This window comes from Sphingobacterium spiritivorum (assembly GCF_016725325.1).
Taxonomy (GTDB): Bacteria; Bacteroidota; Bacteroidia; order Sphingobacteriales; family Sphingobacteriaceae; genus Sphingobacterium.
The window spans coordinates 4,952,552-4,968,047 of sequence record NZ_CP068083.1 but is presented as its reverse complement, the minus strand read 5'-3'; the positions used below and the strand labels follow the sequence as shown (position 1 = coordinate 4,968,047).

The window sequence follows — 15,496 nt, the reverse complement described above, 5'->3', positions numbered from 1 at the left end:
TCATAACAATGAATAGAAGAGACGCAATACAACGGGTGGCCTTACTGATGGGGGGAACTATAGTCGGCGCAAATCTTTTTCTGGAAGGTTGCAAAAGACCGGCATCGCAGGATATTAAAAAGCTTTTTGAGGCTGAATCTATTGATTTTATAGGGGATCTGGCAGAAGCTATTTTGCCGAAGACAAAAACTCCCGGCGCAAAAGAAGCCGGTGTAGGGGAGGTGATCCCGGTGATAGTAAGAGATTGCTATACAGCTGATGAACAAAAGATTTTTATGGAAGGCCTTGCTGCGATAGATACAAGAGCTAAGAAAGAGTTTGGAAGCGAATTTCAGAAGTTAGAGAAAAAAGACCAGACGTTATTTGTCAATAAGCTGGATAAGGAATCCAAGGAGTATAATGGTAAAAGAAAAGAGCAGGATCCGCCTCATTTTTTCACTTTGTTTAAACAGCTGACTTTGCTCACTTTTTTTAGTTCAAAGTTAGGTGCTACAGAAGTACTTCGCTATGTAAAAATCCCGGGTAAATATGATGGTGATTATCCTTACCGGAAAGGTGACCGGGCATGGGCAACTTAACCTGAATAGTTTTTATAAGAGACTAAATGCACCCTAGAAGTGGTGCATTTTTATTTCTAATTAAATCTACATTTTCTTTATCTCTCTAAAATAGTTGTGTATTGAAGATAATAATTAAGCTGATCTGTTTTTTAGCTAGATTTTCAACGTATTTTTTTGGTGGCACAACTTGTATTATTAAATAATAAATGGTTATTTTAAGCCTTTAAAATTCAGATCGTCACTTCGCATCAAAAAATCGGTCTTTAAAACTATGAACAAGCACATGATTCTAATTGTTGATGACAAATCAGAAAATATTTATTCTTTAAAACGATTATTAGAATCCAAGGATTTTTTAGTAGACACAGCATTGTCCGGAGAAGAAGCACTAAAAAAGGTATTAAGAAATAATTACGCCCTTATCATTCTGGACGTTCAAATGCCGGGTATTGATGGCTTTGAAGTTGCAGAGACCCTTTCAGGCTTCAGCAAAACAAAGGAAATTCCCATTATTTTTCTTTCTGCGGTCAATACCGATAAGAAATTTATCACAAAAGGCTATGAATCAGGAGGGATAGATTATGTAACTAAACCTGTAGATCCCGATATTCTGCTGTTAAAGGTAAAGACATTCTATCGGTTGTACGAACAGACACTAGCTCTAAATGAAACGCAGCAAGCTCTTATTTCCGAAATCGAAACCAGAAAGAATGCAGAAGCAAAATTAAAAGAGAGGGTTTATCATTTGCATTCTACCTTAGAGTCTCTGCCTCAGATCGCATTCACCGCAAATGCAGAAGGTCATATTGAATTTGTTAATGAAAAGTGGTTTAAGTATTCACTTTCATCTGAAACATTTCCGAAAACACATCCGGAAGATAAAAATATCTGGGATGAGTGGTTGTTGGCTATGGCCAGTAGCAATTCGCTGGAACTTGAAGTCAGGATTAAAGAGATCGATTCGGATATATTCAGATTTCATTTATTGCGTATTATACCTATAAGAGAGCAGGAGGTCATTGTTAAATGGGTGGGGACTTTCACAGACATTGATGATCAGAAACAAATAGAGAAAAAGAAAGATGAATTTCTGAGTATCGCCAGCCATGAATTGAAAACTCCGCTCACCAGTATCAAGGCATACATACAACTGTTAGAACGAACCCTGAGTGCCGAAGAAAATACAGCTACAAGCAAATACCTGAATACTGTACAGCATCAAGTCTCTAAACTGAATAGTCTGATTGCAGATTTACTGGATATATCTAAAATAGATAACGGTAAACTAAAGATGAATAAAAGACTCTTCAACTTTGAAAATTTGCTGAGTAACGTTGTGGATACCATATACCACACACATGAAAACAGTAATATAAAGATTGAACGAGAGGGCGATCTTATTGATCAGCCTGTACTTGGTGATGAAATAAGGATCGAACAGGTATTAATAAATTACCTGACAAATGCTATTAAGTATTCGCCTGATTCAAAAAGAGTGATTATTAAAACAGAACAGGAAAATGCCCAAATCAAAGTAGATGTTACTGATTTCGGAATTGGAATTCCTGAGCATAAGCAAAAAAATATTTTCAATAAATTCTATCGTGTTGAAGAGTCCTCTCTCAAATTTCAGGGTCTGGGAATAGGCCTTTACATCTGTTCAGAAATCATCCGCCAACATAACGGAACATTTGGTATACAGAGTCAGACCGGACAAGGATCAACATTTTATTTCACTATACCTTTAAACTAGACAGCGCATGCCTGGCAAATTTATACGCAGCCTTCAGATAGGCTTTGGAGTTTCATTACTGATATTGTTGGCGAGTTCTACCGCTTCCTATCTCAGTATAAAGGAACAAATCAATAACCGAAAGAAGGTGGATCATACCCGTCAGGTGATCAGTGGCGTCAACAAGATTCTTGTCGATCTGCAAAATGCGGAAACAGGACAGCGTGGTTTTCAGCTTACAGGTAAAGAAAGTTTTCTGGAGCCTTATATCAATAGTACGCAATCTTTACCGGAGTCACTAAAAACTGTACGGGAGTTGACGATAGACAATCCGAACCAAACCCGTCGCTCAGACAGCCTTGAATCATTAGTCAATTCCAGAATAAATATTCTTCAGAATCTGGTGAAAATCAGAAAACAAGGTGGTGATATTACAGTAGAACAGTTAGAGGAAGGCAAACGTTATATGGATAGCTGCCGGAATATTATTGCTGGTTTTACAAATGAAGAGGAAATGCTTCTAAACAAGAGAACAATAGCCCTCGATGCTTCATCAAAATACACTTCTTTTTTTATTGTAATAGCGGCTATAGCTTCTTTGATTATTACTTCTGTATTCTACAAAAAAATAAGAGAAGATTATTATAAGAGAGAGCAGCTGCAGTCTTCTTTAAAGAAAAAGGATGAGGAGATAAGCCGCCGCTTGAATGTTATTCAAAAAATCGCGAATAATATTGCTCATGGAGACTACACTATACGAATCAATGATACAGAAGAAGATGATCTGGGAAGTCTGGCAGGATCTCTGAATGATATGACAGACGCTTTAAAATCTTCTTTTGATAAACTGAATAATAACGATTGGCGTCAGACAGGATTAGCGAAGCTGAATGAAATACTTGTAGGTAATAAAAGCCAGGAAGTATTGGCGGAAGATTCTCTGTCGCACCTGACGAATTACGGAGATTGTATAAACGGTGCATTTTATCTGCTGGAGAATGATCTGATCAGACTGCAAAGTGCCTATGCGCTGGAAGAAAGAATGACCAAAACACTTGAAATCGGTGAAGGAATGGTTGGTCAGGTTCTGAAAGATGGCAAGGAAAAACTGATTGAGGGGATTCAGGCTGAAGACTATATTGTTAGCTTTTCAAACGGTAAATTGGCAGTAGGTCATATTTTACTGTTACCCGTTATTCTTAACGGTATCTGTATAGGTGTTATCGAACTGGGATCGGCACATAAATTTGATAAGTTAAAGATTGGCTTTTTCAAGGAAGCTTCTGCCACTATAGCGCTGGCTCTTGCTGCAGCCAAAAGCAGAAAACAGGTACAAACCCTTTTGGAAGAAACCCAGGCACAGTCAGAAGAACTGCAGGCGCAGCATTCTGAACTGGAAAATCTGAACACAGAACTGGAGGCACAAACCCAAAAACTGCAGGCTTCGGAAGAAGAACTGCGCGTTCAGCAGGAAGAACTTTTACAATCTAATCAGGAACTGGAAGAGCGTTCCAAACTATTGGAAGAAAAGAATCATCTTATTGCGGAACGTAATCTGGAGATTCAGGAAAAAGCAGAAGAACTTGCCTTAAGTACAAAATATAAGTCAGAATTTCTGGCGAATATGTCTCATGAGTTAAGGACTCCTTTAAATTCGATTTTGCTTCTTTCAAGACTCATGTCAGAAAATACAGAAGAGAATCTGAATGAAGATCAAATCGAATCAGCGAAGGTTATACAAAGTTCGGGTACGAGCTTGTTGAGTCTTATTGATGAGATATTGGATCTTTCGAAGATCGAAGCCGGTAAGATGGAACTGGAGTACCAGGATGTTAAACTATCAGACGTAACACAGGAATTAAGCAGCCTGTTTGCACCTATAGTGAAGGAAAAATCACTGGATCTGAATATTGTTATCCAGCCGGACTTGCCTTCGACACTGGAGACAGATAGATTACGACTGGATCAGGTGCTGCGGAATCTGCTGTCAAATGCGATTAAGTTTACATCCAAAGGAAGTATTACACTGACCATAACAGAGGAAGAAAGTAACGGGAATAATATTGTATTTGCTGTAAAAGATACCGGAATTGGTATTGCTGAAGAGAAGCAGAAAATAGTATTTGAAGCTTTCCAGCAGGCCGATGGGTCTACCAGAAGAAAATTTGGCGGTACAGGGCTTGGGCTGTCTATAAGCCGCGAAATAGCCCGTCTTTTGGGAGGAGAAATCAGACTGGAGAGCAAAGAAAATGAGGGAAGTATATTCAGTCTTGTTATTCCAAAATCGAAACAGGTATCTGTCATCAGTCCGAAAGCGGATGAATTGGTTGCTATTATATCTTCTGATGTGGAAGAGGTGAATGCTTTGGTCGCTGAAGAAATCAGTCCGTACGTTATTCTGGATATACCTGCAGAGATCGAGGATGATAGAAATAATATTAAGGAGCATGACAAGGTTATCCTGATCGTGGAGGACGACACCAACTTTGCTAAGGCACTGCTGAAATATACACGACAGCAAAATTATAAAGGAATAGTAGCCGTAAGAGGAGATATTGCTGCAGAATTTGCTGAAAAATACAAACCTTTGGCCATTTTGCTGGATATACAGCTTCCTATAAAAGACGGATGGCAAGTTATGGATGAATTAAAAAGTAATCCGGCCACACGACCAATTCCTGTACATATGATGTCCTCTCTGAAAATGAAAAAGGAGAGTTTACTCAAAGGGGCGATAGATTTTATCAACAAACCTATTGCAATGGAACAGATCGGAGGCATGTTTAAGAAGATTGAAGATGCTTTGGCCCGTTATCCTAAAAAAGTACTGATTGTAGAAGAGAACCCTAAGCATGCAACTGCCTTATCGTATTTTCTGAGCAACTTTAATATTGCCTCTGAGATCAGAAGCAATGTGAAAGACAGTGTAGAAGCATTGACTTCAGATGCTGTTAATTGTGTCATTCTGGACATGGGTATTCCGGATAAGACAGGCTATGAGACACTGGAAGCAATCAAGAAAAATGAGGGTCTGGAGAATTTACCTATCATCATTTTCACAGGTAAAAATCTGTCCAAAGCCGAAGAAACGAAGATTAAGCAATATGCTGATTCTATTGTAATCAAAACGGCACATTCTTATCAGCGAATCTTAGATGAGGTCGGATTATTCCTGCATTTGGTAGAAGAAAAGAATGCTGACCAGGTGCAGAAGAAGGCTAATAAACTGGGTTCATTAAATGAAGTGCTGAGTAATAAGAAAGTATTGATTGCGGATGATGATGTGCGTAATATCTTTTCGCTGACTAAAGCGTTAGAAAAATATCAGATGAAGGTAATTTCCGCTATAGATGGAAAAGAAGCTATTCAGCAATTAAAAGATAATCCTGATATTTCAATTGTGCTTATGGATATGATGATGCCTGAAATGGACGGATATGAAACCATCCGGTTGATAAGACAGTCACCACAGTATGCAAAACTGCCTATAATGGCAGTAACAGCAAAAGCAATGACCGGTGACCGCGAAAAATGTATTATCGCAGGTGCATCAGACTATATATCAAAGCCGGTGGATGCAGATCAGTTGCTCTCTTTACTCAGAGTATGGTTATATGAAAATTAATATGGTCAAGATAAGATTATGGAAAAGGACAAGTTAATATTGATCATTGATGATGACAGCAGAAATATCTTTGCCTTGACCCTGACTTTAAAGTCGAAGGGATACCGTTCGGTATCCAGTCAGTCGGCAGCTGAAGGAATTGCACTGCTGGAAGAAAACAAAAATATAGGAGTGGTGCTGCTGGATATGATGATGCCTGAAATGGATGGATATGAAGCGATGAAAATCATCCGTGGTTTAGAACAATATAAGCATATCCCTGTTATTGCAGTCACCGCACAGGCGATGGACGGAGACAGGGAAAAGTGTATAGAAGCAGGAGCCTGGGATTATATCTCCAAACCTATAGATGTAGATAAGTTGTTGGCGGTTATAGGAAAAGTGAAATAAATGCTGGAGCCGAATATTATAAAAAATGATGAGCTCGAAATGCTACTTGCAGATGTATCTGCCCTATATGGTTATGATTTTACAGAATACAGCCGTGCATCTCTCAAACGAAGAATAAACCGGATTTGTCTGATTGATAAGTTTACCAGTTTTGCAGAACTACGGTATAAAGTGCTGAATCATCCGGAATATTTACAACGGTTTATCGAAGAGATAACGGTAAATGTTACAGAGATGTTTCGCGATCCGTCTTTTTATAAATCTCTACGAGAAAATGTATTTCCTCAGCTGGGAACTTATCCGTTTGTCCGCATCTGGCTGGCAGGATGTTCTACCGGAGAGGAAGTGTATTCGATGGCTATTATGCTGAAGGAAGCAAATTTATATCACAGATCGCTGTTGTATGCTACGGATATTAATCCGGGTGTACTGGAAAAGGCCAGAAAGGGAATTTTTCCGATAAGCCAGATGAAACAGTATTCCGAAAATTATATCTTATCCGGAGGGAAATCAGATTTTTCAACCTATTATACGGCCAATTATGACATGGTTAAATTCAATGAAGATCTGAAAGAAAAAATGATATTCTCAACACACAATCTGGTTTCGGACAGTTCTTTTAATGAATTTCAGCTGATTATGTGCCGGAATGTGCTGATTTATTTTGATAAAGAATTGCAAAATAAGGTATTCCGTCTGTTTGATGACAGCCTGGATAGTCTTGGTTTTCTTGCCCTGGGATCAAAGGAAACATTACGGTTTTCCGCTTTGGAAAGCCGGTACAAACAGCTGGATGCTGAAAAAATCTGGCGAAAAAGTAAGTAGAAGATGTTGAAAAAAGCAGAGATATTTCTTATTGGCGGATCTGCAGGAAGTCTGAAAGTAATATTGGAAACCCTGCCCGGACTACGGAAAGGTCTGTCCTTTCCAATTGTTATTATTCTTCATCGGAAACCGTATCCTGATTCTATACTTAATGCATTGCTTTCAAGTTATACGGATTTAGAAGTATTTGAAGTCGAAGATAAGATGTCTCTTGAAAACGGATGTATTTATGTGGTACCTCCGGACTATCATCTTCTTTTTGAAAATAAAAACCTGGTTTCTTTAGATTCTTCAGAAAAAATGAACTATTCCCGTCCTTCAATAGATGTCACATTCCAGTCTGCAGCTGAAGTGTTTGAAGAAAATACAGTAGCTTTACTGCTTTCGGGAGCAAATGCTGACGGAGTTGACGGATTATGCAGGATAAAGCATAATAATGGCATAATACTTGTGCAGGATCCTCAAACAGCAGAGGTGGATTATATGCCCAGACAGGCAGTATCGCGTGTTCAGGTTGATTATTTGCTGAAACCTGAAGAATTAGCCGTATTTATAAACCAATTAAGCGTTTAGTATCCAATACATCTACTGTACAAATTAACATATACCTCACAACATTACATACTTATGAACGACAAAACCGTATTGCTTTTTGATGATGATATCAATATATTGGAAGTGTGTTCCATTATACTTGCAGAAGCAGGTTATAAGGTGGAAATTTCTCAGACTTCACATGATATTATAGAGAAAGCTGCCGAAGTAAACCCTGATGTTATTTTGATGGACAACTGGATTCCGGATATCGGAGGTATTAAGGCAACACAACTCCTGAAGGCACATCCCGACTTTAATCATATTCCGGTTATTTATGTTTCCGCGAATAATGATATTCATGTTCTTGCAGAGACGGCTGGTGCAGATGCCTATCTGGCAAAACCATTCGATCTTTCTGATCTGGAAAATATTGTGGAACAAGTGCTGACTGAAGCAGGTAGTAAATCCTAACAACTTAAGCAACACTTTCTGATTATTCTAATTCTTAAAGTGAGTATAATAACTACAAAAGGCAGATTTTTCTGCCTTTTGTAGTTATTATGAGCTGTATTTTGCACCAAGTTTGTTACTAAAGCAGATCTTTCTCCGATTAGGTTTGTATTCCAATTTATAAAAATTACATTAGCGACTGATAAATCCGTTACCGGATAATAAGCTATGAAACCTAATCTAATTTTCTTATTACTCTTTACAGTTTGCCTTTATTTCCATGCTCAGGCGCAGACTGAAGATATCTATCAGACTATATTACAACGAGTTCATGATGAACAGGTCAGCGCTGTTAAAGATATCAGCGAGCTGGACAGGAAAGTGAAAAATAGCCTTTCTACGCTCAATCACGACAATGGCAAATGGGAAGAATTTGATTATACAGATCATAAACGGATTAACCCTGGTTGGATGCCTGTACTGGAGCGGATCCGAACTATGACTTTGGCATATTCACATCCACAGAGTAGCTATTACAGAAATAAGGATTTATGGTATGCTGTCCATAAAAGCTTAACATATTTTACCAATCATAAGCCGTTGCCGTATTGTGACAACTGGTATCAGCAAGGGATTACACGCCCTCAATCTTTGTCCCTGAGCCTTATCAATATGAAATTCGGTGCCAAACCTTTGGAGAAGTCTGTTGAAAAAAGTACGCTTGCGGCCATATGTAAAGATACATCCGTCACAAGCAATGGCCGTAATAACCCAATGCATAAATTTAATTTCGGCGCAAATAAAGCACAGATCGCCATGGGGTGGATATACATGGGCGCATTGTTGCGGAATAAGATTGTTCTGGAGACGGGGGTAAGGGAAACGTATGCGCCGATTGAATATACGGAAGGAGAAGGGATGCAATATGATCTTTCCTATGATATGCATTACGGATATTTGTATAACGGTGCTTACGGGACAGAATTTATGCATAGTGTTATTAAAGCAGCCAGTTACACAGCAGATACTGAATATGCATTGAAAGGAGAAAAATTAACATTATTCCGCGAATTTATTCTGGAATCTATATTTGGCGTCATCCGGGGCAAATGGATCGACTGGAATGTTCTGGGAAGAGGAATATCCCGGATTGGCGCTACTCAAAGGGATTATTCGTCTGACCTGTTCCGATTGGAAAAAATTGATCCTCAGGGAAAAGAACAGTATGAGATCATACGTAAAAGAATGACTGGTGAAGAAGATGTTTCATTTGGTATAAAACCACAACATAAACACTATTGGAATACAGATTATACAGTGCATAGCCGACCTTCTTATTTCCTCTCTATACATGCGGTATCTAACAGAAATTATGCACAGGAGATCGGAAATCAGGAAAATATAAAAGGATTCTGGGGAGCCTCGGGAACATTAAATCTACAGTTGGACGGACCTGAATATTATAATATATTTCCACTCTGGAAATGGACGAAATTACCGGGAACAACCTTACCGGATACTTTGCCTATTCCTGTCAACAAGGCTCCGGGAGAGGGAGACCGGAGAGGTACTCATGCTTTTTCCGGTGGAGTTTCTGACGGGTTATACGGAGCTACTGCATATGTCGTGGACGAAGATCTGCATACATCTGCAAAAAAAGCATGGTTTATGTTTGATGAGGAGATTGTCTGTCTGGGAGCGGGTATTCGTTCCTCACTATCTTATCCTGTCCATACAATTCTTAATCAAACCTTCCACAATGAAGAGGGATTTTATATATGCGCAGATCATGAGGTACATCCGTTTAGCATGAATAGTAATTTCAATGCGGGAAATCATATCAATTGGGTCTTGCATAATCGGGTAGGCTATATATTTCCAAATGCAGGTAATGTAAATTTATCGGTTGAAAACAGGAAGAGCGATTGGAGTGAAATAAGACATACGGGAGAGAAAAATAATAAGAAGGTTGAAGACAAGAATGTATTTCAGTTGACTCTGGAGCATAGTGTCCGTCCGAAAAACGCAACTTATGCTTACATTATGGTACCGGGAATAAGGGAACCTGCAGATATGAAAAATTATCTGCTAAAGGATAATATTTCCATTCTGGCTAACGATGATGAAAAGCAGGCCGTCTTTCACAAAGGATTACATATCTGGCAAATTGTATTTTATAAAACCACGGAACCTTTCTCAAATGATCAGCTGAAATTGGGGTCAGATATTCCCGCTGTAATAATGCTTAGAAAACTGGATAACAGTCAATATGAGATTTCTGTATCAGATCCGACACAGCAGCATAAAAAGCTCAATGTCAGTGTAAAGTTGCCTGAGAAGTCTGCTCCAATCCGGATAGAATTTGAACTTCCTCAAAAACCTTTTGCGGGTCAGACAGTTTCTAAGATAATAGATTAATACCTGCATAGGAGGTTCGTAATGCAAAATTAATACGTAAGCCTTTCTGCATTTGCAAAATTAATGTAAATTAGGACAAGGATAAGGAATAACATATCCCTTGTTTTTAACACTGACTTACCTCATTATTACTATGATTGACAATACATTTTCACTTACCAACAGGCAATTGTTAGATATTCTGATTTTATCAAAGGATGCTACCGCTATATATACAAGTGAAAATCTGATTATCGAGTTTGCAAATGACAGTATGTTGACGTTTTGGGGAAAGGATAGAAGCATAATCGGCATGGAACTGGGAGAGGTTGTTATCGGTTTGAAAGAACAGGGTTTTATTGATCTTCTGAAAAATGTCTGGAACAGCGGAAATACATATGAAGCTAAAGATGTGCCTGCCAAATTGTTTATAGACGGACAGTTTCAAACCTATTACTTTGACTTTATCTATCGCGCCTTAACAGATGAGACCGGTCGTACCTATGCTATTCTGCACACAGCTACTGAAGTGAGTGACCGGATGGCTGCCTGGAAACTTGTAGAAAGTCAGGAAAAGCTACAGCAGGAGATTAATAAAGAACTGAAAAATGTCAACAGTGAATTTAAGCAGGCAAATAAAGAACTTAAACAGGCCAACAAAGAGCTGACGACCTTATCCAGAGAACACCGTGCGGTTAATTTAGAACTTAGTCAGTCGAATGAGTATTCCAGAGATGTAAATGAAAAACTTATTGAGATTAACAGTGAACTTCTGTTATCGCAACGTCAGTTTGAACATTCGGAAATGATGTTACGGCTGGCTATAGAAGCGGCAAATTTTGGCACCTGGAGTGTCAATGTAGAAACAAGAGAACTGGTGGCTTCTATACGCCTGAAAGAACTATTTGGATTTTATCCAGAGCAGCAGGTGTCATTGAGTGATTGTCTCGGGCAAATCACAGATGAATACCGGGATTGGGTAACCAGTTCTATAGAGACGGCTATAGCCGAAGGAAATGGGTATGATCTGTCGTATACTGTAAAAGGTTTTCATGATCAGAAAATTCGTTGGCTCAGGGCTGTTGGAAGATTGATAGGAGATGTCAGCAGTGAAGGATTATTCTTCACCGGGGTAGTAATGGATATCAGTAAGCAGAAAAGTGAGGAACAATTGAAAAATGACTTTATTTCAATTGTGAGTCATGAACTCAAAACACCGCTTACCTCACTCATGGGATATGTACAGATTTTACAGATGATATTGAAAAATCATGAAGATGACCGTCTTACAGGCATTTTGGACCGATCAAAAAGTCAGGTTTCCAAAATGAACAGTATGATCAGCGGATTTTTAAATGTTTCCAGGTTTGAGGATGGCAATCTGTATCTGGAAAAACAATCTTTTGATGTTAACGAGTTGATCAGTGAGATCATATCGGATGTTTTGCTGACGCATAATACACATCATATTCAGTTTGTACCTACAGGTTCTATTTTGCTTTATGCGGATCGGGATAAGGTTGGTCAGGTTGTCAGTAATTTGCTGAGTAATGCGATTAAATATGCGCCTCAAAGTAAGGAAATTACATTGAAGAGTGTGTTGAATTCCGGTCAGCTTCTTGTAAGTGTAGAAGACAAGGGGATGGGTATTCAGCAGGAAGAACTGGATCGCCTGTTTAACAGATTTTATCGTATCGAGAATAAAGAAACAAAAACAATATCCGGATTTGGTATCGGTTTGTATCTGTGTGCAGAAATAATCAAACGTCACAATGGCCGTATCTGGGCAGAGAGTGAGATAGGATCAGGTTCTATCTTTCAATTTACAATTCCTGTAGTACTTCCTGAGTAATATAATATTAATCAAATGATAATCTTAATTTTACTTTTGGCGTAGTTATTGAATTGTTTTTAAATCATGAGAAAAGTGAAACGAATTTTATTGGCAGATGACGATGCAGGAATAGTAGATTCCACTACGATGTTGTTGGAAATGATGGGATACAATGTAGATTCCACACTGGATGGATCTATAGTGCCCCAGGTGGTGACTTCTACCTCCAGTCCGGATTTGGTTATTATGGATATCTGGATGGCCGGAATAGATGGCCGTGATATCTGCAGAATCATAAAAAATGACCCCCAAACATCCAAAATACCGGTTTTAATGATTTCTGCAAGTAAGGATATTAAAGCATCCGCAATAGAAAGCGGAGCAGACGCTTTTCTCGAAAAACCATTTGAACTGCAGGAACTGATCGAAACGATCGAGAAACTGGCTAATTAAATTCCGCGCTAAAGTTAAAGGGTAATGTTTCGCATCCCTTATATTGTTCGTATGTTTGCATTATGAAGAAAATGTACAATGATGTGGTCGAATTATTACCGGAAATGATTCATTGCTTCAATAACCATTCGATGTTTGATACGCTGGAGGAAGGTGATATTATTTCCTTTGTTCCTTTTAAAGATGAGGCCGTAGCCAAAGACTTTGTCGCACAAACCAATCAGATGCTGGCCGATTATTTTGAAATTGATGATGAAATGTGCTATTCGGAAGAAAGTTATAAGGATAATCATGATAATCCGATCTTCTTTTGGAAAGACTATCTGAATTGCTTTTTTAATCTGGAACTGGTGGGTGATGATATCGCTAATGAAGGATTTGAAGGAACAGCTTACGGATTGTACAAAATCGCTAAAATAGCATATATAGACGAAGTGAATAAACGTCTCAAACAAAGACGCATTAACGGACTTCGACTGGAGTATAAAGTGAAATCGACACCAATGGATAGAAATAAGCATTGGAACCGAACCTATGATAAGGACTTTTAAAGAGGTCGTATTTTCTATATTTCTGAAATAGTAATCCAAATTTTGTCAATGCAAAAGACAGTTTCTTTATGTTTTGACAGTCTCCCAAAATTTAGCTTATCCTTTGTATTAAGAGGTCCAGACTATCTTCTTTTGCCAGATTTAGTTTTTGTTTTATGCGGTAACGAGCCATAAAAATGCTTTTTGGATCTACGCCCAGACGATTGGCAATTTCTTTATTGGAGAAGCCCATTAAAATATATGAACAGTGCTTCAGATCTAGTCGGGTAAGCTTATTATCAGCCAGTTGCTGCAGACGGTTGAAAAATTCAGGCGGTATATTTGTCAGACTGGCTTTAGTATGTTCGAAATCTTCATTCAACCGCTGATCCTCTTTTAATATACGCTCCATCTGATTTTTGAGCATATCATTTTCAGAGGGGGCCGCTAATTTATCCCGCATGGCCTGTAAAAGTTCATTCTTTTGCTCGACCTGTAAATTGCCGGCCAGCAGTTCTTTTTGCAATCTGTCTTCCCTTTCCTGCAATAACTCTTGTTCGGCCTTAAGGCGTGCAGTCTCCTCAGCCCGTAGCTTTTGCTGCTGAATCGAAGATTTTAAACGGAAATGATAAGAACGAAAAAGAAAGATAAGCGCAAGTATACCGGCTAAGATCAATCCGGCTGAAATAAAGTTGAGTTTTTGGTTAAAAGTAGCACGTTCTTTTAATGTTTCCAGTTCTTTTTCTCTTTTTTCAGCTTCATACTGTACTTCCAGCCGCTGTGCTTCAACCAATCTCCCGGCATCGTATGCTTCCCGTTCGTAGGTCATATATTGTTTATAGTAGCCCAATGCTTTTACAGAATTTCCACTTTTTTCCGCTACATTGGCCAGTCCTTTCATCATGGAAGCCATTACTTGCTTTCTGCTACCCGGATCTTGTGCTACTTCAGCAAAACCCATATGAAACAATCGCTCTGCTTCCGCATAATTGCCTTCAGCTATGGCATATTCGCTTAATATACCGTAACAATTTGCAATAACTTCCTCATGTTTTGTCTTTCGCGCAATTGTCAAAGCCAGATTAATATACCTTTCGGCACTGTCTTTATAGTGCTTTGGATAAAATTCCCAGTAAATATTGGCCATGTTTAAGGCTGCAGCAGCAGTATTAATATGATTGATAATGCGCTTTGGTTGCGATTGAGAGAGTGACAAGAGCTGTCGGTTGTAGAAAATGGCTGAATCGAGCAATATCTTTTGTGTTGGTTCCTTTCTGAAGTCTTGTAAAAATGATGAGCCTGTGGCCAGATAAGCGTTACAAATAATATCAGGGTCTGCTGAATGATAAGCTGAATTGAGACTAAGATGGGTATATTTTTTTAAATTTTTCACATCTTTCAGGTCAGCATAAATACTTGCCAGATAATGATAAGCTAAACTCTCGTAGGCATATGCGTGCTGTCCTTCCAGCAATTGAAGTGCACGAAATAAGCTAGCAGTTGCTTTGGTGGTATTATTTACAATATATTCCAGCCAGCCTTTTCTTAGCCATACATAACCATTAATAACATTGTTTGAAGATTTTGCGGTATATGTTAATGCACTGTCAATATTTTTTTGAGCCAATACAAGGCTGTCCCGCTGTACGTTCAGATAAGTCAGTGTAGCGAGTGCAAAAGCACTGTACTGACCATCAGTAAGCTTATTACCAAGTTGCAGCGCTTCGTTCGTAATACTTAAAGCAAATGGCATATCTGTTTCGTAACTAATCCGGCCGAGATGAGAAAGTGCCATTGTCTTTTTTTCTGGGCTGAGTTGCGGATTGCGAAGCAATGTTTTTAATGAATCTTCAATAACAGATTGCGACCATACCGTTTTTATGCCTGCAAAGAGCACGAATACTATAATTACCAGTCTCATATAATGCTTCATAGGGCCTACAATGTATTAAGTGTGAATTCCTGACCTGACCATAACAAAAATACAATTTGAAGTTAGAATTATGACCATTTTGGCTCTTTTCAACTATATGGCTTAACGGGAAAAATAGGTTTGTAGATGTTTTATGGGCACTTTTTGTTTTTCTGTAGAGACTTTGTAGATGTCTTATTTTTCATAAATACAGCTATTGGACAGCATCTTTGTAAGAAGTAATTCAATTC

At 38.6% G+C, this 15,496-nt stretch carries 12 protein-coding genes; 11 read left to right on the top strand and 1 reads right to left on the bottom strand.

Annotation, left to right across the window (positions count from 1 at the left end; translation table 11 throughout):
* Positions 1–8 precede the first annotated feature (8 nt).
* The 11 genes from I6J02_RS20905 (at position 9) to I6J02_RS20855 (ending at position 13,354) form a co-directional block, all read left to right on the top strand.
* Positions 9–578 (top strand): gluconate 2-dehydrogenase subunit 3 family protein, encoded by a 570-nt coding sequence (locus tag I6J02_RS20905; RefSeq protein WP_201679690.1) that lies wholly within the window; start codon positions 9–11, stop codon positions 576–578.
* A gap of 253 nt (positions 579–831) precedes the next feature.
* Positions 832–2,313: an ATP-binding protein gene (locus tag I6J02_RS20900; RefSeq protein WP_236582214.1), complete on the top strand. Its 1,482-nt coding sequence runs from the start codon at positions 832–834 to the stop codon at positions 2,311–2,313.
* A gap of 7 nt (positions 2,314–2,320) precedes the next feature.
* Positions 2,321–5,917 carry a response regulator gene (locus I6J02_RS20895; protein WP_201679689.1) on the top strand — a complete coding sequence of 1,199 codons (3,597 nt, stop codon included), beginning with the start codon at positions 2,321–2,323 and terminating at the stop codon, positions 5,915–5,917.
* 18 nt (positions 5,918–5,935) lie between these two features.
* Entirely contained in the window at positions 5,936–6,307 is a 372-nt protein-coding gene (locus I6J02_RS20890; protein WP_201679688.1) for a response regulator, read from the top strand.
* On the top strand, positions 6,308–7,132 hold the full coding sequence (locus tag I6J02_RS20885; RefSeq protein WP_201679687.1) for a CheR family methyltransferase: 825 nt from the start codon (positions 6,308–6,310) through the stop codon (positions 7,130–7,132).
* A 3-nt stretch (positions 7,133–7,135) separates the two neighbouring features.
* A complete protein-coding gene (locus I6J02_RS20880) occupies positions 7,136–7,705 on the top strand; it encodes a chemotaxis protein CheB (protein ID WP_201679686.1) in 570 nt (189 codons plus the stop codon).
* A 54-nt stretch (positions 7,706–7,759) separates the two neighbouring features.
* Complete coding sequence (locus I6J02_RS20875; protein ID WP_201679685.1) at positions 7,760–8,140, top strand: response regulator; 381 nt, start codon at positions 7,760–7,762, stop codon at positions 8,138–8,140.
* A 207-nt stretch (positions 8,141–8,347) separates the two neighbouring features.
* Positions 8,348–10,537 (top strand): polysaccharide lyase family 8 super-sandwich domain-containing protein, encoded by a 2,190-nt coding sequence (locus I6J02_RS20870; protein WP_201679684.1) that lies wholly within the window; start codon positions 8,348–8,350, stop codon positions 10,535–10,537.
* Positions 10,538–10,670: 133 nt separating this feature from the next.
* Positions 10,671–12,368 (top strand): ATP-binding protein, encoded by a 1,698-nt coding sequence (locus I6J02_RS20865; protein WP_201679683.1) that lies wholly within the window; start codon positions 10,671–10,673, stop codon positions 12,366–12,368.
* Positions 12,369–12,434: 66 nt separating this feature from the next.
* Positions 12,435–12,803 carry a PleD family two-component system response regulator gene (locus tag I6J02_RS20860; RefSeq protein ID WP_201679682.1) on the top strand — a complete coding sequence of 123 codons (369 nt, stop codon included), beginning with the start codon at positions 12,435–12,437 and terminating at the stop codon, positions 12,801–12,803.
* Between the two features lie 62 nt (positions 12,804–12,865).
* Positions 12,866–13,354: a hypothetical protein gene (locus I6J02_RS20855; protein WP_201679681.1), complete on the top strand. Its 489-nt coding sequence runs from the start codon at positions 12,866–12,868 to the stop codon at positions 13,352–13,354.
* A 91-nt stretch (positions 13,355–13,445) separates the two neighbouring features.
* Here the strand turns inward: I6J02_RS20855 and I6J02_RS20850 are convergent, their stop codons facing one another.
* Entirely contained in the window at positions 13,446–15,254 is a 1,809-nt protein-coding gene (locus I6J02_RS20850; protein ID WP_201679680.1) for a helix-turn-helix transcriptional regulator, read from the bottom strand.
* Between the last annotated feature and the right edge of the window lie 242 nt (positions 15,255–15,496).

Coding starts and splice junctions, on each gene's coding strand:
- I6J02_RS20875 (WP_201679685.1), top strand. CDS start 7,760: ATGAACGACAAAACCGTATTGCTTTTTGATGATGATATCAATATATTG.
- I6J02_RS20870 (WP_201679684.1), top strand. CDS start 8,348: ATGAAACCTAATCTAATTTTCTTATTACTCTTTACAGTTTGCCTTTAT.
- I6J02_RS20880 (WP_201679686.1), top strand. CDS start 7,136: ATGTTGAAAAAAGCAGAGATATTTCTTATTGGCGGATCTGCAGGAAGT.
- I6J02_RS20855 (WP_201679681.1), top strand. CDS start 12,866: ATGAAGAAAATGTACAATGATGTGGTCGAATTATTACCGGAAATGATT.
- I6J02_RS20885 (WP_201679687.1), top strand. CDS start 6,308: ATGCTGGAGCCGAATATTATAAAAAATGATGAGCTCGAAATGCTACTT.
- I6J02_RS20900 (WP_236582214.1), top strand. CDS start 832: ATGAACAAGCACATGATTCTAATTGTTGATGACAAATCAGAAAATATT.
- I6J02_RS20860 (WP_201679682.1), top strand. CDS start 12,435: ATGAGAAAAGTGAAACGAATTTTATTGGCAGATGACGATGCAGGAATA.
- I6J02_RS20895 (WP_201679689.1), top strand. CDS start 2,321: ATGCCTGGCAAATTTATACGCAGCCTTCAGATAGGCTTTGGAGTTTCA.
- I6J02_RS20850 (WP_201679680.1), bottom strand. CDS start 15,254: ATGAGACTGGTAATTATAGTATTCGTGCTCTTTGCAGGCATAAAAACG.
- I6J02_RS20905 (WP_201679690.1), top strand. CDS start 9: ATGAATAGAAGAGACGCAATACAACGGGTGGCCTTACTGATGGGGGGA.
- I6J02_RS20890 (WP_201679688.1), top strand. CDS start 5,936: ATGGAAAAGGACAAGTTAATATTGATCATTGATGATGACAGCAGAAAT.
- I6J02_RS20865 (WP_201679683.1), top strand. CDS start 10,671: ATGATTGACAATACATTTTCACTTACCAACAGGCAATTGTTAGATATT.